The organism is Mycobacteriales bacterium (assembly GCA_035995165.1).
Lineage (GTDB): Bacteria > Actinomycetota > Actinomycetes > Mycobacteriales > CADCTP01 > CADCTP01.
The window spans coordinates 29626-48485 of the sequence record DASYKU010000112.1; the positions used below are offsets into that span (position 1 = coordinate 29626).

At 72.6% G+C, this 18860-nt stretch carries 19 protein-coding genes and 1 pseudogene; 13 read left to right on the forward strand and 7 right to left on the reverse strand.

Annotation, left to right across the window (positions count from 1 at the left end; genetic code table 11):
• Positions 1–367: 367 nt before the first annotated feature.
• The gene (locus VGP36_18890) at positions 368–1237 is read left to right on the forward strand and encodes a glycine-rich protein (protein ID HEV7656784.1); all 870 of its coding nucleotides are present in this window, start codon (positions 368–370) and stop codon (positions 1235–1237) included.
• 123 nt (positions 1238–1360) lie between these two features.
• The gene (locus VGP36_18895; GenBank protein ID HEV7656785.1) at positions 1361–2287 is read left to right on the forward strand and encodes a hypothetical protein; all 927 of its coding nucleotides are present in this window, start codon (positions 1361–1363) and stop codon (positions 2285–2287) included.
• Positions 2288–2774: 487 nt separating this feature from the next.
• On the opposite strand, the gene VGP36_18900 is transcribed toward VGP36_18895, so the two are convergent.
• Genes VGP36_18900 through VGP36_18910 form a run of 3 tightly spaced genes read right to left on the reverse strand, consistent with a single transcriptional unit; the run spans position 2775 to position 4944 of the window.
• A complete protein-coding gene (locus tag VGP36_18900) occupies positions 2775–4220 on the reverse strand; it encodes a hypothetical protein (protein HEV7656786.1) in 1446 nt (481 codons plus the stop codon).
• A complete protein-coding gene (locus VGP36_18905; GenBank protein HEV7656787.1) occupies positions 4217–4783 on the reverse strand; it encodes a DinB family protein in 567 nt (188 codons plus the stop codon). Before VGP36_18905 ends, VGP36_18900 begins: the two co-directional genes overlap by 4 nt.
• Positions 4784–4794: 11 nt before the next feature.
• The gene (locus VGP36_18910; GenBank protein HEV7656788.1) at positions 4795–4944 is read right to left on the reverse strand and encodes a hypothetical protein; all 150 of its coding nucleotides are present in this window, start codon (positions 4942–4944) and stop codon (positions 4795–4797) included.
• Between the two features lie 328 nt (positions 4945–5272).
• Between VGP36_18910 and VGP36_18915 the strand changes: the two are divergent.
• Positions 5273–5425, forward strand: a pseudogene (locus tag VGP36_18915) (IS6 family transposase).
• Positions 5426–5627: 202 nt separating this feature from the next.
• Here VGP36_18915 and VGP36_18920 read toward each other — a convergent pair.
• Positions 5628–6515: an SMP-30/gluconolactonase/LRE family protein gene (locus VGP36_18920; GenBank protein HEV7656789.1), complete on the reverse strand. Its 888-nt coding sequence runs from the start codon at positions 6513–6515 to the stop codon at positions 5628–5630.
• A 158-nt stretch (positions 6516–6673) separates the two neighbouring features.
• Between VGP36_18920 and VGP36_18925 the strand changes: the two genes are divergently transcribed.
• From VGP36_18925 to VGP36_18955, 7 genes are all read left to right on the forward strand, one after another.
• Entirely contained in the window at positions 6674–7447 is a 774-nt protein-coding gene (locus VGP36_18925; protein ID HEV7656790.1) for a GntR family transcriptional regulator, read from the forward strand.
• Between the two features lie 81 nt (positions 7448–7528).
• Positions 7529–8410, forward strand: coding sequence for a fumarylacetoacetate hydrolase family protein (locus tag VGP36_18930; protein ID HEV7656791.1), 882 nt, complete (start codon positions 7529–7531; stop codon positions 8408–8410).
• Positions 8407–9195: an SDR family NAD(P)-dependent oxidoreductase gene (locus VGP36_18935; GenBank protein ID HEV7656792.1), complete on the forward strand. Its 789-nt coding sequence runs from the start codon at positions 8407–8409 to the stop codon at positions 9193–9195. Before VGP36_18930 ends, VGP36_18935 begins: the two co-directional genes overlap by 4 nt.
• Before the next feature lie 54 nt (positions 9196–9249).
• Complete coding sequence (locus VGP36_18940) at positions 9250–9495, forward strand: biotin/lipoyl-containing protein (GenBank protein ID HEV7656793.1); 246 nt, start codon at positions 9250–9252, stop codon at positions 9493–9495.
• Positions 9495–10550, forward strand: coding sequence for a thiamine pyrophosphate-dependent dehydrogenase E1 component subunit alpha (locus VGP36_18945; protein ID HEV7656794.1), 1056 nt, complete (start codon positions 9495–9497; stop codon positions 10548–10550). Before VGP36_18940 ends, VGP36_18945 begins: the two co-directional genes overlap by 1 nt.
• Positions 10547–11527 carry a transketolase C-terminal domain-containing protein gene (locus VGP36_18950; GenBank protein HEV7656795.1) on the forward strand — a complete coding sequence of 327 codons (981 nt, stop codon included), beginning with the start codon at positions 10547–10549 and terminating at the stop codon, positions 11525–11527. The genes VGP36_18945 and VGP36_18950 overlap by 4 nt, the downstream gene beginning before the upstream one ends.
• Positions 11517–12254 carry an SDR family oxidoreductase gene (locus VGP36_18955; GenBank protein ID HEV7656796.1) on the forward strand — a complete coding sequence of 246 codons (738 nt, stop codon included), beginning with the start codon at positions 11517–11519 and terminating at the stop codon, positions 12252–12254. The genes VGP36_18950 and VGP36_18955 overlap by 11 nt, the downstream gene beginning before the upstream one ends.
• A 3-nt stretch (positions 12255–12257) precedes the next feature.
• Here VGP36_18955 and VGP36_18960 read toward each other — a convergent pair whose 3' ends face one another.
• Both VGP36_18960 and VGP36_18965 read right to left on the reverse strand, forming a co-directional pair.
• Entirely contained in the window at positions 12258–13217 is a 960-nt protein-coding gene (locus VGP36_18960; GenBank protein ID HEV7656797.1) for an NAD(P)-dependent oxidoreductase, read from the reverse strand.
• Positions 13214–14290, reverse strand: a complete 1077-nt coding sequence (locus VGP36_18965; protein ID HEV7656798.1) for an Ldh family oxidoreductase — start codon at positions 14288–14290, stop codon at positions 13214–13216. Before VGP36_18965 ends, VGP36_18960 begins: the two co-directional genes overlap by 4 nt.
• Positions 14291–14680: 390 nt before the next feature.
• Here VGP36_18965 and VGP36_18970 point away from each other — a divergent pair, with 390 nt between their 5' ends.
• The 3 genes from VGP36_18970 to VGP36_18980 all read left to right on the forward strand — a co-directional run bounded on the left by VGP36_18970 (position 14681) and on the right by VGP36_18980 (position 17869).
• On the forward strand, positions 14681–15928 hold the full coding sequence (locus tag VGP36_18970; protein ID HEV7656799.1) for an extracellular solute-binding protein: 1248 nt from the start codon (positions 14681–14683) through the stop codon (positions 15926–15928).
• 85 nt (positions 15929–16013) lie between these two features.
• On the forward strand, positions 16014–16976 hold the full coding sequence (locus tag VGP36_18975) for a sugar ABC transporter permease (GenBank protein HEV7656800.1): 963 nt from the start codon (positions 16014–16016) through the stop codon (positions 16974–16976).
• Positions 16973–17869: a carbohydrate ABC transporter permease gene (locus VGP36_18980; protein ID HEV7656801.1), complete on the forward strand. Its 897-nt coding sequence runs from the start codon at positions 16973–16975 to the stop codon at positions 17867–17869. Before VGP36_18975 ends, VGP36_18980 begins: the two co-directional genes overlap by 4 nt.
• Here VGP36_18980 and VGP36_18985 read toward each other — a convergent pair.
• The gene (locus VGP36_18985) at positions 17859–18839 is read right to left on the reverse strand and encodes an acetylxylan esterase (GenBank protein HEV7656802.1); all 981 of its coding nucleotides are present in this window, start codon (positions 18837–18839) and stop codon (positions 17859–17861) included. The genes VGP36_18980 and VGP36_18985 overlap by 11 nt on opposite strands.
• Positions 18840–18860 lie beyond the last annotated feature (21 nt).

The window sequence follows — 18860 nt, forward strand, 5'->3', positions numbered from 1 at the left end:
GACGACGCTGAAGTCCGCGAGCTGAGGCGTCGGAACAAGCAACTGGAGCAGAGAACGAGATCCTGCGTCGGGCGACGGCCGACGTCGCCGGAGGCACTCCTAAGCTGTATTTCCGTTGGCCCTCGACTCTCACGCCAGGTTGCCCAACTGACCGGCGACGACCGCCGCACCGACTGACCGCCAGCTTCAACTGCTGTTACACCCGGTTTCAGACGGCTTTGAGTGGTGGACCGGATCGTCTCCCCAGCGCACGGAATGAGGCCGTGCCGGGCTGATGGGAGCGATCACCATGAACGACGGGCGTCGGAACTCCGGTGCGCGAAGAACGAAGCCACAAGATGTGGCACGACGCCGTCGGATCGGGGCGGTGGGCGTCGTCGGAGGCGCCGCGGCGCTGTCCGTCGCCGTTGCCGGGTGCTCGATGAGCGCCGGAGCGTCGGCCCAAGCGCTCGACGCCGCGCCGCCGCCGTATACGTACCAAGGCAATTCGGTGCAGCAGTACTCGGTGCCCGACGGAGTGACCAGCCTGTCGATCACGGCCATCGGCGGGTCCGGAGGCAAGGGGGCGACCGCCTCGTCGCGGTCCAACGGCGCCCAGGTGACGGGAACCCTCGCCGTCCAGCCGAACCAACTGCTGCTCATCTCGGTCGCCGGCGAGGGCGGCAACGCCGGCAGCGACGACACCGACCCGGCCGGTGGCTGGGGCGGTCTGAACGCGAAGGGCGGCAACGGCAACGCCGCCAAGGACCACCAGCGCACGTCCGGCGCCGGCGGCGGCGCCACCACGATCCAGCTGGCCGCCGCCGACGGCAGCAACCCGCAGACGGTGCTGGTCGCGGGCGGCGGCGGTGGCTCGGGCGCCGCGAGCGGCGACCCCATCAACGCCGGCTCCGGCGGCAGCGCGGGCTGCAACTTCCAGGGGTCGCCGTGGTGGCCGGGCGCCGACGGCAGCAACGGGAGCAGCTCGGTCCTCAAGGGCGGCAAGGGCGGTACGGCGGCAGGCGAGTCGGGCCCAGCCGGCGGGCGCGGTGACGGCGGATCCGGGTTGGGCGGCAACGGCGGTGGCGGTGGAGGCGGCGTCAACGGCGGCAACCCGGGCACCGGCGCAGCCATGACCTCAGCCGGCGGCGGCGGGGGCGGGGGAAGCTCCACCACCTCCGGCATGGGCGACGTCAGCGTGGCGTGCGCCTCGACCAGCGGCAACGGCTCAGTCGTCATCAGCACCAACGCCAGCTGACCATCCGCCGGCGCACCCCTTTCTCATCCGCCGGCCGAGGCCGGCTCTCGACAGGAGCTCGACATGACACAGCACGACAGCACGACAGCACGACCGGCGCCGCGCCGACGCCACCCGGACAGGATGCGTCGCGCCGGGATCGCGGCGACGGTCTGCGGGCTGGTGGCCACGGCGCCCGCGCTGGCCGCCTGCGTGCCGGCCACGACCAGCGCCGGCGCGCGGGCCGTCGACGCGGTGGTCGGCACCACCCCGGAGCCGTTCGGATACACCGGCGCGATGGTGCGGTACCAGGTGCCCGACGGCGTCACCTCCCTCGCGATCACCGCCAGGGGCGGCTCCGGCGGGACGACCAACGAGCCGTACCTCAACGTCAAGGCCGGCGGGGCCGCGGTGACCGGGACCATCGCGGTACAGCCCGGCCAGTGGCTCCACATCTCGGTCGCGGGCGAGGGCGCGGACGCCGGCTCGTCCGACGCCGACCCGAAGGGCGGCTGGGGCGGGCTGAGCGCCGTCGGCGGCAACGGCAACGCCGCCAAGGACGACCTGCGCACCTCCGGCGCCGGCGGCGGCGCCACCACGATCCAGCTCACCGATATCAACGAGAACAACCCACAAACCATCCTCGTCGCCGGTGGCGGCGGTGGCCTGGGCGGACCGAGCGGCGACCCCGAGTTCGCAGGTGAAGGCGGCACGGCCGGCTGCACCGGCGATCCGTCCGACTCCCCGGCTCCGTCGTGGACCGGGTCAAACGGTGCCCACGGGTCGTCCATCAAGGGCGGCAAGGGCGGTGCAGCCGGCGGCCAGCCGGGGATGGCCGGCCAACGCGGCAGCGGCGGCTCCGGCCTCGGCGGCAATGGCGCCGGCGGAGGCGGCGGCGTGAACGGTGGCAACGGCGGCACGGGAGCCAGCCTGACCTCGGCCGGCGGGGGCGGCGGAGCCGGCAGCTCGGCCACCTACGGCATGACCAACACCAGCATCTCCTGCGCGGTTGACAACGACGGCGCAGGAATCGGCAACGGTCAGGTGACCGTCACCCCCATCTCACTCTGACGTCGTGCGCGAGTCCGGACGTCCGCCGGTCGGCACGGCCAACCGGCGGACGGTGCGCACCTTGGCAGGGGCAGGGGAAGGCTGCGGGTCTTTGCTGCCGACATGACCGTCGGCGCGGAGGTGGCGGGCGCGTTCCCTGCGGTGGATGCCGGCCTGGGTCCGGTGACGCTCGCGGTCGCCTGCGCCGAGACCGACACCGTCTCCTACCGCCTCGCCACTCCCAGCGCGGCACCACCTACCCACCGGTCACCTGCTTGCCGGACGGCGGCGTGGCCATTCCTGGAAGCTGCCGTCGGGTGAATCGGCCCGATCGGCAGCAGCCGGGTCGTCCGATGCCGCTAGTCGAGTGAACTCTCGCAGGATGAGCTGACCGCGAACGATGGTCGCCGCCGTCCCTGTGCCGGTATCGCCCGCGCGAACGCACTCATCTGCCGCGATGAGGCCGGCTCATACGGGGCGAGATTGAGGCCGGTGTGGGCACGTGCTCCTAGGCGATCAGCAGCGAGGGTGTCCCGTTGATCGGGCCGGGGAGCCGGGCAACGGATCGGGGTGCGTCGAGGCCGGGATGCCAGGCGAGCAGGTGGGTGTGGTCGCCGTCGTTCACGGCGACGAAAAGCCAGCTGCCGTCGTCGGCGATGACAAGGCCGGCGTCGGTTTTGGGCGCGAGTTCCAGGTTGGGCACGATGTCGAGGCGGCCGGTGTCGAGATGCAGCAGGGCGATGTCGGCCGGCGGGATGGGATGTCCGGGGTCGAATCGGGGGTCGGTGTGGGCCCGGGCGAGCTGGAACACGGCCAGCCGGCCGTCGCGGCTGACGGATCCGGCCGAGACCGGGACTCGGCCGGTGGGCAGGACGTAGCGGCTGCCTTGGTGACCGGTGCGGAGATCGATCCGGGCGATGGTGCACGAGGCGGTGGCCCGGCCCAGGGCGCAGGAACCGAGCTGGAGCAGAAGGTCGCTTCGGTCGACGGCCAGTGGTATGCCGGCGCCGAGCGTGCGTACCGGCCGGCCGGTGCTGGGGTCGAGAAGCACCACGTGCGGCATCGCGCTGACTTGATCTACCCCGGCCACGATTCCAGCGGCGGCGTCCGCTACCGGGTAGGCGCCGGAGGGCAGGGCCACCGCCCGACCACCGTTCAGTGGGCGCAACCTGACCGGGATGGTCGGCGGGGCGAACTCGTCCGGGTAGTCCACCGCCCAGACCCGGCCCGCACCGGCCAGCAGGCCATCGACCGGCGTCGCGGCAAGGGGGTGCGCCGTGCCATCGTCCAGCCGGTAGACCCGGCCGGCGACGCCGTCGCACCGGGCGGACGTCGTATAGACGACCCCAGCCGCCGACACCAGCCCGCTCACCGTGTGGGTGGCGTCGGTGGGTATTCCACGGACGGGCCGCGCCGTCCCGGTGTCGGCATCGACCAGGCGCACCCCGTACCCGCCGACCAGCAGCCGGACACCGATCCGCTCGGTCAGCGGCTGTGCGCTCAGCAGCGACCGGAACGCGGTGCTCCCGCAGGCACCGGCAGCCGACGGCCAAGGCGACGGCGGTGACAGCGACAGTGACGGTGACGGTGACGGTGACGGTGACGATGCAGAGGCCGGGCCAGCGGCCGGTGGCCGATCGGACCCCGCTTTGCCGGCCCGATCGCCACCTGCTGCCGCCCAGCTGGCGGCCCCGAGCGCGATGACGACCCCGGCCACCAGCCAGACCCAGCGGGGCGGCCCCGAGCGACGAGACCCGCCCCCCTCGAGTACGTCGCTCACCCGGCCAACATAGCGCCGAGAATTCTTTCGGCCGATCACCGGTGACAGTCTCTCCCGCGGGCCGGCCAGCTGCGAACTCGTGCGCAGATCCCGACCGCCTGATTCGGAGGACGAGGCGACGCACACATCTGCCGCCGGTGTGTGATTGCCGGTGCTGGCGATCGCGCCGGTCATTCTCCGGTCTGTCCGTCGATCCGCTCGCGGACGAGATCGGCGTGCCCGTTGTGCCGGGCGTACTCGCCGATGAGCTTCTGCAGGTTCCACCGCACGCTGTAGCCGTTGCCGCTGCCGACGGAACCCAACTCGGCGTGCTGCTCGATTCGCTCGTCGGCGGCCTGTTTCTCCCGCTCCCAGGCCGCCATCGAATCGGCCAGCATTGAGGAATCGGCGTCGATGTCCCACTCCGGGCTGCCGTCGCTGTACTCGCCCCACACGAACCGCAGCTCCGACTTCGGCCCGAGCGCCCACACCGCGTACACCCGCTCCATCTCCGTCAGGTGACGGACCAACCCGAGCAAGGACAGCGGTGACGGTGGCGCGGACCGGGTCGCCAACTGCTCCGCGTCGAGGCCTTCGCACTTGGCCTCCAGCGCATTGCGGTGGAACGCGAGCCAGCCCAACAGGACACTGCGCTCCTCACCGTCCGACGGCTCCGGTACCCGCGGCAGAACGCTCATGCCAACATCCGACCATGCCGCATTGCGCGCGGGATGCGCCGCTGTGTCGCTATCGGGCAAGGACGGGAGAATCAGGTGAGCGGCCGCCGTTGGCCGGCCGGGTCATAGAACATGAACCAGTCGCCGGCGCCCTTCGTCGTGACGATCCCTCGCAGCTCCCGTTGGAGAGCTGAGATCAACGCCGCCGCGTTGCACAGATCGGCGTTCGTCAAGGACACCATCCGGCCAGCATGTCAGCCGTTGCTGCGAGGTGCCGTGGGTGCATGCCGCTGGGCGGCAGGCCGTGCTCGGGCGGCGCCCGACTTCCCAAGGCGCCCGCCCGGCGCCCGGCAACTCGGTAGTCGATGGGGCGTCGGCTCCAAGCCCTGTCGGAGCAGGCCGAAGAGCTCTGCCTGGTGGCACAGCTGATCACTCCGCCCCGGACACTGTTGATGGTCTGCTTCGCGACCTGGTCTCTGGACCGGTCACCGAGCAGGTCGCCGATTGATCGGCGACGGCCTGGCAGGGACCGCCATTACGGCCGTGCCGACCTGCTCCGCGTACAGATCCCGCGGACTCAAACGCCCGCGGTCGGCATCGGTGATCGCCCGCGGACACGCCTGCGTCCAGAACCTCCGCCGCGGCCACTACGAACTCGCCATCGACGTCCCAGCACACCTCCGCATCGCGGCCGCCTTCACCGAGCTCGCAGCCGCGGTCTGAGCGGCGTTCTCTATCGGGCTGAGCTCGCCGCATGCGCCCGAATGCAACAGTGCCGTCCCACCCGCCTGCTTGGCGCAAAGTCTGGTGGCGCTGACTGTCGGCCATGGCTCCGACGATCAGCAGGGGCTCGGCTCCGGTTCGTAGGTGCTTAGTCGGGAGGCCTCCGAGTTGTCCGCCGCCCTGGACAGCGAGATCATCTGGATCAACTGAACCGGCGGCCGGCAAACTCGGTCAGGCCCGGGCCGGTCACCCCGGGGTCGACGGCGTGCAGTCGACCGGCCAGCGGGGCGGCCGCCCGGGCGGCCGGGTCCAGGCCGATGTGGCCGGTGGTGATGAACAGCGTGCCGCCGTCGGCGCCGCCGAAGGCGCACGACGTCACGCCGGCCACCCCCGGTACGTCGACCGTGCCGACCAGCCGGCCGTGCGGGTCGTACCGGTGCACGGCGGCGCCGCCGTGGGCGGCCACCCACACGTGGTCCTCGTCGTCCCGGCACATGCCGTCCGGCACGGCGCCGGCCAGCTCGGCGAACGGCCGGCGACCGCGGACCGCCCCGGAGTCTGGGTCGACGTCGAACTGCCAGACCACCGGGTCCGCGCTGTCGGCGTACCACATCCGGTCGGCGGCGGCGTTCCACACCAGCCCGTTGGACACCGTGACCGCGTCCAGCACCGTGGTGAGCGACAGGTCCGGGTCCAGCCGGACCAGCCGGCCGGCCCCGGTCCGCCGGGTGTCGTACGGCATGGACCCCGCCCAGAAGCGGCCCCACGGATCACAGGTGGCGTCGTTCATCCGCAGCGAGCCGTCCGGGCTGGCCGCCGCCGTTCCGGCCGCCCCGGGCAGCGGGGTCAGCGTGCCGGCCTCCTCCAGCCAGGCCAGCCCGTCGGCGGCAGCGGCCAAGTAGCCGCCGCCGGCGACCGGGGTGATCGCCCCGACCGGGCGGTCCAGCCGGACGGTGCGCAGCACCCGAAGCCCGCCCGCGCTCCAGCCGGCCCAGCGGACGGTGCCGGCGAGGATGTCGACCCAGATCAGCTCCTGCCGGGCGACGTGCCAGCGCGGTCCCTCGCCGAGCTCGTCACACGTGTCCGACACCGGTTCTGCGGTCCAGCGGGGCATCATGTCCGTATCCTCCTGGCAGCTGCCGACTCCGGCCCGACCGCCCGGCACGCGGGTCCGTGGACACCGGGACCGCGTCGATCTATGTTTGTCGTTGACAATCTGCAGGATTGACCTCAGGAGAGCCAGCTCCGATGACCAGTTCGCGGCGCTCGACGAAGAAGGACTCGGTGGCGCTCTCCCTGGCCGCGACGGAGCCGGCGACGCGCACCTCGCTGGGCGATGTGGTGGCCGAGCGGCTGCGCGAGGCCATTCTCAACGACCAGCTGTCACCGGGGCAGCACCTGCGCGAGGAGGAGATCTCCAAGACCCTCGACGTGAGCCGGGGTCCGGTGCGGGACGCCTTCCTGGTGCTGGAGCGGGAAGGGCTGATCAGCCTGTCCCGGCATCGCGGCGCCACCGTGGTCGAGCTGTCCCTGGAGGACCTCGGTGAGGTCTACAGCCTGCGCTCGGCGACCGAGGCGCTGGCGGTGCGGCTGGCGATCCGGCGCCGGCAGGCCGGTGACCTCGACCGGCTGGAGAACAGCCTGAGTGAGTTGCAGGTCGCGATGCGCCGGAAGATCACCGAGCAGATCGCGGCCCGGCTGGACGTGAACTTCCACGACGCGATCTTCCGGGCCGCGCACCACGACCGGCTCTACAAGAGCTGGTCCAACATCCGCATGCAGGTCTACTGGTTGCTGCTGTCCCGCAACGTCGCCGGGCCGGACTGGCGGGAGAACATGGCGCAGAGCCACGCCCGGTTGCTCGACCTCATCCGGGCCGGCGACGAGAGCGAGGCCGTGGCCGCGATCGGGGATCACATCCGGTCCGCATACACCCGCATCTGGGTCGCGCTGGCCGACAACGACGGTCCGGAGACAGGCCCGTCGCAGCGGGACATCGCGGAGTCCTTCCTGCTCGACTGACGGGCCTGCAGGGCCTTGCCCGGCACTTGTCGCGTGGCCTACTGTTGACAATCAACGAGCGATTCTCGACAAGGGGGACTCATGCGGCTGGCGAGCTTCGCGCCGCCTGGCGGCGCCGCCCGGCTCGGCGTGCTGGTCACCGCCGACGGGCCGGACGCCGTGGTGGATGTGCGCCGCGTCGACCCGCGGCTGCCCGCGGACGTGCCGGCGGTGCTGGCCGGCGGCCCGGTGGTGCTGGACCAACTGCGCCGTGCCGTCGGGGCCGCCGGCGAGGACGCCCGGCACCGGGTGGCCGACGTCGAGCTGCTGGCGCCGGTGCCGCGGCCGGGCAAGATCGTCGCGGTCGGGCTGAACTACCGCGACCACGCCGAGGAGACCGGCGACGCAATCCCCGAGGCGCCGGTCGTCTTCGCCAAGTTCCCCAGCTCGGTGACCGGTCCGTACGCCGACATCGTCCACCCGGCCGACTCGACCCGGCTGGACTACGAGGGCGAGCTCGGCGTCGTCATCGGCCGGCGCTGCCGGCACGTCGAGGAGGCCGACGCCCCCGGCGTGATCGGCGGCTACCTGGTGCTCGACGACGTCAGCGCCCGGGACGTGCAGAACCGCAACTCCCAGTGGACGCTCGGCAAGAGCTACGACACCTTCGCGCCGATCGGACCGGCCGTGGTCACCCCGGACGAGGTCGGCGATCCGCAGGCCCTGGACATCAGCACCCACGTCAACGAGGAGCCGCGGCAGAAGTCCAACACCCGCAACATGATCTTCGGCGTGTACGAGCTGGTCAGCCGGATCAGCGCGGTGTGCACGCTGGAACCCGGCGACATCATCGCCACCGGCACCCCGGGCGGCGTCGGCATCGGCTTCGACCCCGAGCGGCTGCTGGCGGTCGGCGACGTAGTCCGGGTGACCGTGCAGGGCATCGGCACGATCGCCAACCGGGTGACGGCGGCCTCCGCGTGACCGCGCCCGGCCGGGTCGCGGTCGTCAACGGCGGCGCCCGTGGCATCGGCGCCGAGGTGTGCGGGCAGCTGGCCGCGGCCGGTGCGGCGGTGGCGGTGCTCGACATTGACGCCGGGGCGGCCGGCGAGCGGGCGGCCGAGCTGGCCGACCGCGGCGGCGCCGCGGTCGGCGTCGGCTGCGACATCGCCGACGAGGCGGCGGTGGAGGCGGCCTTCGCCCGGGTCGACGCCGAGCTGGGACCGGCCACCGTGCTGGTCAACAACGCCGGCATCAACCTGCGGCAGCCGCCGCTCGAACTGGACCTGGTCGGGTGGCACCGGACGCTGGCGGTGAACCTCACCGGCTACTTCCTCTGCGCCCGGGCGGCCGCCGCCCGGATGATTCCGGCCGGTGGCGGGTCGATCGTCAACGTGTCCTCGATCGCCGGCAGCAGCGCGCTCGGCCGGGGCAACCTCGCGTACGCGGTGTCCAAGGGCGGGGTGGACGCGCTGACCCGGGAGCTGGCGGTCGAGTGGGCCGGCGCTGGCATCCGGGTCAACGGGGTGGCTCCCTGCCAGGTCGCCACGGCCGGCTTCGTCTCGGTGGAACAGACCCGGACGGCGGCCGGCGACAGCACCGCCACCGACTACCGCCGGGGCATCCCGCTGGGCCGACCGGCCCGGCCGGAGGAGATCGCGGCGGCCGTCGTCTTCCTCGCCTCGGACGCCGCCAGCATGATCACCGGTGTGCTGCTCCCGGTGGACGGCGGCAACCTCGCGCTCAACGCCGGCGGAACCGTCGGCTGACCGGAACACCCGACAAGCACAGCACAGCCCGACAAGCAGAGCACAGGAGGACTCGTGGCGCGGCTCGACGTGACCGTCCCCTCGTACGGCATGACCGAGGGCGACACCTATATCCAGAAGTGGCTGGTGACGGCCGGCTCGGCGGTGGCCGAGGGGGCGCCGCTGGTGCTGGTCGAGACGGCCAAGGCCGAGACCGAGATCGAGTCGCCGGTCGCCGGCGTGGTCGGCGATCTGCTCTGCGAGGCGGACACCGAGGTCCCGCCGGGCACCGTGCTGACCTGGATCGAGAGTGTGGGCTGATGACGATCCTCGATCGCCAGTCGGCCGGCGGGGCCTCCTCGCCGGAGCTGGCACCGCTCGACCTGACCGGGGTGGACCGCGGGCAGGCCGAGAGCTGGCTGGCCTCGATGAGCCTGATCCGGCAGTTCGAGACGGTGGCCGAGCCGCTGGTGATGGCCGGCAAGATCCCCGGCGGCATGCACTCCGCCATCGGGCAGGAGGCGACCGCGGTCGGCGTCATCAGCGCGCTGGCCGAGGGCGACATCGTCACCGGCACCCACCGCAGCCACCACGTCACGCTGGCCAAGGGCCTGCCGCCGCGGGAGGTGATGGCCGAGCTCTACGGCAAGGCCACCGGCTCGCTCGGCGGCCGGGGCGGCCACATGCACCTGGCCGACGTCGGCCGCGGCCACTTCGGCTCCAACGGGATCGTCGGCGCCGGCCTCGGCCTCGCCCTCGGCGCCGCGCTCGGCTCCTCGGTCGGCCACCGCGGCCAGGTCGCGGTCGGCTTCTTCGGCGACGGCGCCGCCAACATCGGCCGGGTCTGGGAGTACGTCAACCTGGCCGTGGTGTGGCAGCTGCCGCTGGTGGTGGTGTGTGAGAACAACCTCTACGCGGTGGAGACCCCGTACGCGCAGGTGACCGGTGGCGGCGACATCGCCGCGCGGGCCCGCGGCTTCGGGCTGCCGGCGGAGAAGGTGGACGGGCAGGACGTGGCCGCGATGCACCGGGCCGCCGCCGCCGCGGTGCAGCGGGCCCGGGCCGGCGGGGGCCCGACCTTTATCGAATCGCTGACCTACCGACTCGGCGGGCACGACGTGGGGGACCGGGAGACGTACCGGACCCGGGAGGAGGTGGAGCGCTGGCGGGCGGCCCAGGACCCGGTGCTCCGGCTCGCCGCCGCGGCCCAGCTGGCCGGGCTGCTGTCGGCCGACGACGTGGCCGCCGCGCTGGCCGCCGCCGAGAAGGCGGTCGCCGAGGCGGTCGAGTACGCCGAGGCCTCGCCGTTCCCCGACCCCGGCACGCTGCTGACCGGCGTGACCGCCACCGACCTGCGGATCCGGAGCAACCCATGAGCCCGCGCGTGACCCTGTCCCAGGCCTATCGGCAGGGCCTGGCCGAGGAGATGCGGGCCGACCCGTCGATCCTGGTCTACGGCACCGACCTGTTCGAGCGCGGCGGCCACTGGGGCCAGGTCCGCGGGCTCGGCGACGAGTTCGGCCGGGACCGGGTGCGCAACGCGCCGATCTCCGAGGCGGCCATGGTCGCGGCCGGGGTCGGCGCGGCGATGAACGGCCTGCGCCCGGTGGTCGACCTCAACTTCATCGACTTCGCCTTCGGCGCGATGGACGAGATCGTCAACCAGGCGGCCAAGGTGCGCTACATGTGGGGCGCGCCGATGCCGCTGGTCATCCGCGGCACCAACGGGGTGGCCGGGGGAGGGGCGCAGCACAACAACTCGATCGAGTCCTGGTTCGCGCACACCCCCGGGCTGCTGGTGGCGATGCCCTCGACGCCGGCCGACACCAAGGGGCTGATCAAGTCCGCGCTGCGCGGCCAGGACCCGGTCATCTTCCTCATGCACAAGCTGCTGGCCGGGCTGCGCGGGGAGGTCGGCGGCGAGGAGGACCTGGTGCCGTTCGGGCGGGGCGTCGTCCGCCGGCCGGGCCGGGATGTCACCATCGCCACCTACGGGGTGACGGTGTCCCGGTCGGTGGCCGCGGCCGAGCAGCTGGCCGCGGAGGGGGTCGAGGTGGAGGTGCTGGACCTGCGTACGGTGGCGCCGCTCGACCTGGAGCTGGTGGAGGACAGCGTCCGCCGCACCCGCCGGCTGGTGGTGGTGACCGAGGCGCCGCGGCACGGCGGGATCGGCGCCGAGATCGCGGCCGCGCTGGCCGAGTCGCTGCACGGCGAGCTGGACGGGCCGGTGCTGCGGGTCGGCGCGCCGCACGTGCCCACCCCGCATAGCCCCACCCTGCTTGCCGCGGCCACCCCGACCGCGGAGGACATCGCCCGGGCGGTGCGCCTGGCCGTACCGGCCCGTGCCGCCTGAGCCGGCCGCCGGACCGCCGGTCGCGGTGGTGACCGGCGGGGCCCGGGGGATCGGGGCGGCCGTCGCCGCCGGCCTGCGCGCGGACGGGTACGCGGTGGCCACCCTGGACCTGCTGCCGGCCGACCCGCCGCCGGGCCACCTGCACCTGGTCGCCGACGTCGCCGACGCCGGCGCGGTGACGGCCGCGGTGGAGCAGGTGGCCGACCGATACGGCCGGATCGACGCGCTGGTCAACAACGCCGGCATCATCGACGTGCACGCGGTGCACGACACCCCGGAGGATGTCTGGGACCGGGTGATCGCGGTGAACCTCAAGTCCGTCTACCTGCTGTCGCGGGCGGTGATCCCGCGGCTGCCGGCGGGCGGCAGCATCGTCAACATCGCATCCGTGCACGCGCTGGCCACCGTGCCGCGGGCGGCGGCGTACGCGGCCAGCAAGGGCGCCGTGCTGGCGCTGACCCGGCAGATGGCGCTGGATTACTACGACGCCGGGATCCGGGTCAACGCGGTCGTGGTCGGCAGCGTCGAGACCGAGATGTCGGTGCGGCACGGGGCGGGCATGGCCCGGGACGGCGTTCGGGTGGCCGCGTCGGGCGGCGCGATCGGCCGGACCGCGGAGCCGGCCGAGGTGGCCGAGGCGGTGCGGTTCCTGGTCTCGCCGCGGGCGTCGTTCGTCACCGGGTCGCCGTTCGTGGTGGACGGTGGGATGCTGGCCCGCCTCGTCTGAGCCTCAGCGGGAGCCGCGCACGGCCAGGTTGCCGTGCTCGATCCCGCCCTGCCCGAGCCAGCCCAGCAGGTCCTCGACGGTCCAGCTGGCCAGCCGCCACATGGACCGCTCCGAGTACGCGGCCACGTGCGGGCTGAACAGCGTGTTCGGCGCCGCCAGCAGCGGCGAGCCGGCCGGCAGCGGCTCGGTGCCGAAGACGTCCAGGCCGGCCCCGCCGAGGTGGCCGGAGACGAGCAGCTCGGCCAGCGCGTCCTCGTCCACGATGCCGCCCCGGGCCACGTTGACCACTACCGCGCCGGCCGGCAGCCGGCCCAGCTCGGCCCGGCCGAGCAACCCCCGGGTGGCGTCGGTGAGCGGCGAGTGCACGCTCACCAGGGCGCTGCGGTCGAGCAGCGCGTCGAGGTCGTCGACCTGACGCACCGCCGGCGGCAGCCGGCGCGCGTACGGGTCGTAGGCGATCACCTCGCGGACGAGCGGGGCGGCCAGTCGGGCGGTCTCGGCGCCGATCCGGCCGCAGCCGACCAGGCCCAGCGTCAGCTCGTCCAGCGGTGCCAGCGGGGTCAGCGCGAACGGTCCCTGCCAGCCGCCGCGGACGAACCGGTCCGAGTACGGCAGTCTGCGTTGCAGCGCCAGCAGCATCGCGACGGCCTGGGTGGCCACCTCGGTCGCTCCGTACCCGGGCTGGTTGACCACCGTGATGCCCAGCTCGGCGCAGGTGTCCAGGTCGATGGAGTCCAGCCCGACCCCGGTCCGGCCGATCGCCCGCACCGACGGGGCGAGGCCGCGCAGCGCCGGGGCGTCCAGCGCGTGGGTGGCGACCACGACAGCGGCGGCGCCGTAGGTCGCGGCGGGATCGGCCAGGTCGGCGACCCGCAGCGCACAGCGGTCGCGGTAGCGCTCGACCACCGCGTCGGGGTCGGGAAAGGTGCCGGTGGCGATCACCAGCAGCGGCCGGTCGGTCATGGGGTCCTCTCGTCAGTGGGAAGCAGGGCGAACCGGCCGAGCTCGGCGCCGGCGGGGCCGAGCAGTGCGGTGACCTCGAGGCGAATGGTGTCCGGCACCGGGATGCCCGCCGTGCTCCGGGTCGTTCGGGCGGTGGTCTCGACCTCGCCGGGCAGGAACACCGCCGGCTCCCGGCCGCCGCCCGGGGCCTCGTGCACCCGGTCGGCGAACGCGGCCGCGCCGGCGGCGAACCCGGCCGGGTCGGTGAAGGCATCCACCGACAGAGCCAGCAGGACGGTGCCGTTGCCGCCGCCGTAGTCCGGCATGGGCGCCGCGCCCATTCCGGACAACAGCCCGCCGACCAGCTCGATCATGAAGCTCAGCCCGCTGCCCTTGTGGCCGCCGAAGGGCAGCAGGGCGCCGCCGGCGTAGAGGTCGGCGGGGTCCGTGCTGGGCCGGCCGCCGGCGTCGATCAAGGTGCCGGGCGCGACCGGCTCGGCCCGGGCCAGGCTGAGGCGGACCTTGCCCTCGGCGGCGGCGGCGGTGGAGAAGTCGAGCACCAGCGCCGGGCCGCCGGCCCGCGGCGCCGCCCACGCCAGCGGGTTGGTGCCGAAGGTGCGCCGGCTGCCGCCGCTGGGCGCGACGATCGGCCCGGAGTTGCAGAAGGCCAGGCCGACGCAGCCGGCGCCGGCCAGCGTCTCGACGTACTCGCCGAGCCGGCCGATGTGGTTGCACCGGGTGATGGTCACCGCGCTCACTCCGTGCTCGGCGGCCAGCTCGGCCGCGGTCCGGGTGGCCAGCCGGGCGGCCGGTTGCCCCAACCCCCAGTGCCCGTCCACCACCGCGGTGCCGCCGCGGGTGCGGGCCCGCTCGGGCCGGCCGGCCGGGTCGACCTGGCCGTTGGCGATCCAGCCGGCGTACTGGAGCAGCCGCTGCACGCCGTGCGAGTCGTGCCCCCGCAGATTGGCCGTGACTAGGGCGTCCGCGGTGATCGCGGCCAGGTCGGCCGGGGTGCCCAGCGCCGCCAGCACCCGCCGGCAGACCGCGTCCAGCTCGGCCGCGGCGAAGCTGGTCTCCGCCGATCTATCCGTCATTCGTTAACAACTAGCAGTTGACGCTAGGCGGGGCAAGCTCCATGATGAGGCCCGCGACACACCCCCGTAATGCCCGCGGGCGGCCGGTCCCGCCCCGCTCTGTCGACGACGACGACAGTCGAGGAGAGACATGAAAGATCGGGTCGATCACCGACATCGATGCGAACACGTGCCGACCTGCGCGACTGCCTGGTCAGCGGCAAGGGCGGAGTGTAACCTCCGCGTAATTGTTTACAGTAACCAATCTCACGGAAGAGGTATCAGGTGACTGGACCACGAGCGAGGCGCGTAGCCCCGCTGGCCCTCGCGCTGGCGGCCGCCCTCGTCTTGACGGCTTGTGGCTCGGACTCCAAGGACTCCACGGAGTCCGGCGGGTCCGGGTCGGGCGACGTGGCGAAGGAGATCACCATCTGGTCGAACTCCAACGTGTTCTGGGACTGGCAGAAGGCCAACCTGGCACCGTTCACCCAGCAGACCGGGATCAAGGTGAACTACACCCAGATCCCCGACGCCAGCATCATCGACAAGACGGCGCTGGCGCAGCGCTCGAAGTCCGACGAGTTCGCGATGTACGAGGGCCCGACCTCGCTGATCGCGCAGGACGTCCAGCTCACCGGTGGCGGCACCGACCTCAAGCCGTACGTCGACAACACCTCGCTGACCGGTTCCGACTTCAACTTCAGCGACTTCGCCAAGGGCGGCATCAAGGACTGCACGTTCAAGGGCACGCTGCACTGCCTGCCGGTGTTCGTCGACGGCGGCGTGCTGGCGGTGAACAAGAAGCTGCTGTCCCAGGCCGGCGTCACCAAGTCGCCCACGACCTGGGCCGAGACGATCGCGGCGGCTGACGCGGTGACCCAGAAGACCGGCACGCCCGGCTGGTGCACCCGGGGCAGCCAGGCCGGCGCGGCCATCGCCACCGCCAACCAGATGCTCAGCTACTACATCCCGTTCAACGCCAGCAACCAGGGCTTCTTCGTCGACCAGAACTACAAGTCCCTGCTCGACTCGCCCGGCGCGGTGCAGTGGGCGAACGACTACCAGCACCTGATGACCAAGGACGCCCCCAAGGGCATCGGCACCTACACCCTGACCAACTGCCAGAACGACTTCGACCAGGGCAAGGTCGCCATGATGTGGGACGGCATAGTGGTGTTCAACAAGAACGAGCTGAGCCCGGCGGCCGGGTCGCCGCTGGCCGGCAACGTCGACTTCGTCGAGCCGTCCTGCCCGGGCAGTGACCCGTGCGTCGCGACCGGTCCGTGGGGGATGTTCCTCAACCCGCGGGCGAGCAAGCCGCAGCAGGCCGCGGCCTGGAAGCTCATGCAGTACCTGTCCTCGCCGAAGGTGCTGACCGACCAGATCACGGCGACCGGCGTGCCGGCCCTGGCGGTCCGCAACTCGACCACCGAGCAGACCTTCCCGGGGGTCCCGGCCAGCGTGCTGACCGCGCTGAAGTGGGTCGGCGCGAACTCGGTGCCCAACCCGTTCCCGCCGTCGTCGGTGTTCAACGAGAGTCAGGACGCCTACCAGACGTCGATCTCCCAGATCGTCGCCGGCAAGGACGTCAACGCGGCCATGAAGGCCGCGGCCGACGGCCAGAACCAGGTGTTCAAGCAGGCCGGCCTGCAGAACTGAGCGGAGCCCCGGCGGTGGCCGGCCGACGTGTCCCGTCGGCCGGTCACCGCGCGTTCCGCCTTCCGCCGTCGAACAGGGGCAGCACATGAGCAACGACCTATCCGCCGACCCCGTCCCGCTGTCCCGCGGGGAGACGCGGGGCGAGCCCCGGCAGCGAGTGCGCGGGCCGGCCCGGGGTCTGCTGGCCCGCCTGGACCGGCACTTCTTCGCGCTGGCGGTGCTGCCCTCGTTCCTGGCTGTCTTCCTGGTCACGGTGCTGCCGTTCCTGGCCGGGCTGGGGCTGAGCTTCTCCAGCATCAGCAGCACGCACGACGGGATTTTCCCGCTCACCCTGCACAACTACAGCCGCATCGCCGGTGACGACCAGGCGAAGACCGTCCTGCGCAACACCTTCGAGTACGCCGGTGCCGCGGTGCTGCTCGAGGTCGTGCTCGGTGTCCTGCTGGCCGTGCTGCTGTCCCAGAAGAGCCGGATCATGCCGGGCTTCCGGGTGGTCTACTTGCTGCCGCTCACCGCGGCCAGCGTGGTCGCGGCGACGAGCTGGGGCGCGCTGCTGAATACCTCGCAGGGCTGGATCAACTACTGGCTCGGCCTGCTGCACCTGGGCCAGCCGAACTGGCTGGCCTCGACCAAGCTGGCGATGCCGTCGGTGGTCATCACCGAGCTGTGGAGCGGGGTGCCGGTGGTGGCCCTGCTGGTGCTGGCCGCGCTGCTCGGCGCGCCGCAGGACCCGATCGAGGCGGCCATGGTCGACGGGGCCACTGCCTGGCAGCGGTTCCGGTATGTCACGCTGCCGGCGGTCCGGCCGGTCATCGCGCTGGCCGCGCTGCTGCGGGTGGTGGCCGCGTTCCAGCAGTTCGCGCTGTTCCAGATCCTCACCGGCGGCGGCCCGGGACTGTCCACCACGGTGCTCAACTACTACGTCTACAAGCAGGCGTTTGCGTTCAACAACATCGGTTACGGGGCCGCGCTCGCCACCTTGATGGTCGGCCTGATGGCCATACCACTGGGGCTGCTGTTCGCCGCCTCGCGGAGGGGGCGGGCATGACCGCGACGGATCGGGGCACGGCGGCGGTCCCGGCGGTGGCGGCGGCCCGGCGCCGACGCGGGCGGCGCGCGACCCAGCGGTCGCTGGCCGGCTCGATCGTGCTGTGGGTGCTGCTCGGGCTCGGGGCGGTGTTCATCCTGCTGCCGCTGGTGTGGATGCTGTCCACCGCGTTCAAGCAGCCGGACGACGCCTTCGCGGTGCCGCCGCACTGGCTGTCGAAGCCGACCGGGGCCAACTTCTCCGAGCTGCTCACCGGCGAGTTCCGCAAGTACGTGCTCAACTCACTGCTGGTCTCGGTGGTGACCACCGTGATCGCACTGGCCTTCGGGATCCCGGCCGGCTACGCGTTCGCCCGGACCCGGATCCGCGGCGGGAAGTTCATCCAGGCCTGGTTCGTGTTGGCCTACGTGATCCCACCGGTGATCTTCATCATCCCGCTCTACATCATCTACCAGCACGCGCACCTGCTGGACAGCTACACGGGGCTGGTGCTCGCGTACGAGACCGGGATCCTGCCGTTCACAGTCTGGTTGATGCGGGCGTACATGTCCGAGGTGCCGAGGGAGCTGGACGAGGCGGCCTGGATCGACGGCTGCTCGAAGCTGGGCGCGCTGTGGCGGGTGGTGCTGCCGACCGTGCTGCCGGGGATCACCACGGTCGGGCTGATGGTCGGGCTGTCGGCCTGGGGCGAGTACTTCGGGGCCGTGATCCTCACCGGCCCGAAGACGCAGACCGCGCCGGTGGCGGTCAACTCGTACGTCGGCCTGCTCAGCTCGGACTGGAGCAAGCTGGCCGCCGCCGGCGTGGTCGTCATCGTGCCCGCGCTGCTGGCCACCGTCTTCGTGCAGCGCGGGTTCGCCCGGGGGCTGTCCTTCGGCGCCGTCAAGCAGTGAGCAGCTCCGCGGCGAAGCGCAGCTGGGCGGCCCGCTGGAAGCCGCCGCCGCCCTCGTGCCCGTTGTACGGGTAGACCTCGATCGCCGTCCGCGGGTGCGCCCACCGGTTGTACGCAGCGAACACCGTCGACGGCGGGCACACCGCGTCCATCAGCGCGACCGAGAACAGCGCCGGGGCGCTCGCCCGGGCGGCGAAGTGCACCCCGTCGAAGTACGACAGCACCTCGAAGGTGCGCTCCACCGCGTCCCGGTGGCCGGCCAGGTAGTGGGTGATCTCCACGTACGGCCGGCTGTCGGTGATCTCGGTGGCCCGGCGCATGCAGGACAGGAACGGCACGTCCGGCATGGCCCCGAGCAGCCCGGGCACCAGCCCGGCCACCGCGACCGTGATGCCGCCGCCCTGGCTGCCGCCGGTGACGATCACCCGGTCCGGGTCCAGCCGCGGGTGCGCGCCGGCCACCTCGGTCGCCCGTACCGCGTCGGTGAACACCCGGCGGTAGAAGTAACTGTCGGGGGATTCGACGCCCATGGTCAGGAAGCCCGGCGCGTGCGGGCCGGTTGCCCCGGCGTTGTCCGGGGTGACGCCGACGCTGTGGCCGGCGCTGCCCTGGCCGCGGGTGTCCACCACCAGGTGCGCGTAGCCGGCCGCGGCCCACAGCAGGTGGTCGTGCGGCAGCCCGCGGCCGCCCGCGTAGCCGATGAACTCGACCACCGTCGGCAGCGGTCGCTCGGTGCCGCGGGGGAGGACCAGCCAGGCCGCGACCCGGTCGCCGCCGAAGCCGGTGAACCGCACGTCGAGGACGTCGACCAGGGCCAGCCCGGTGTCCACCGGGACGAATTCCGGGGCCAGCTCGTGCTCTCGGGCCGCGCCCAGCGTGCCGGCCCAGAACTCGTCGAAGCCGGCCGGCGCGGGCAGCTCGGGGCGGAAGTCCCGCAGCTCCGGCAGCGGCAGGTCGAACTGGACGGCCATGTCCCACTCCTTGTTGACAGT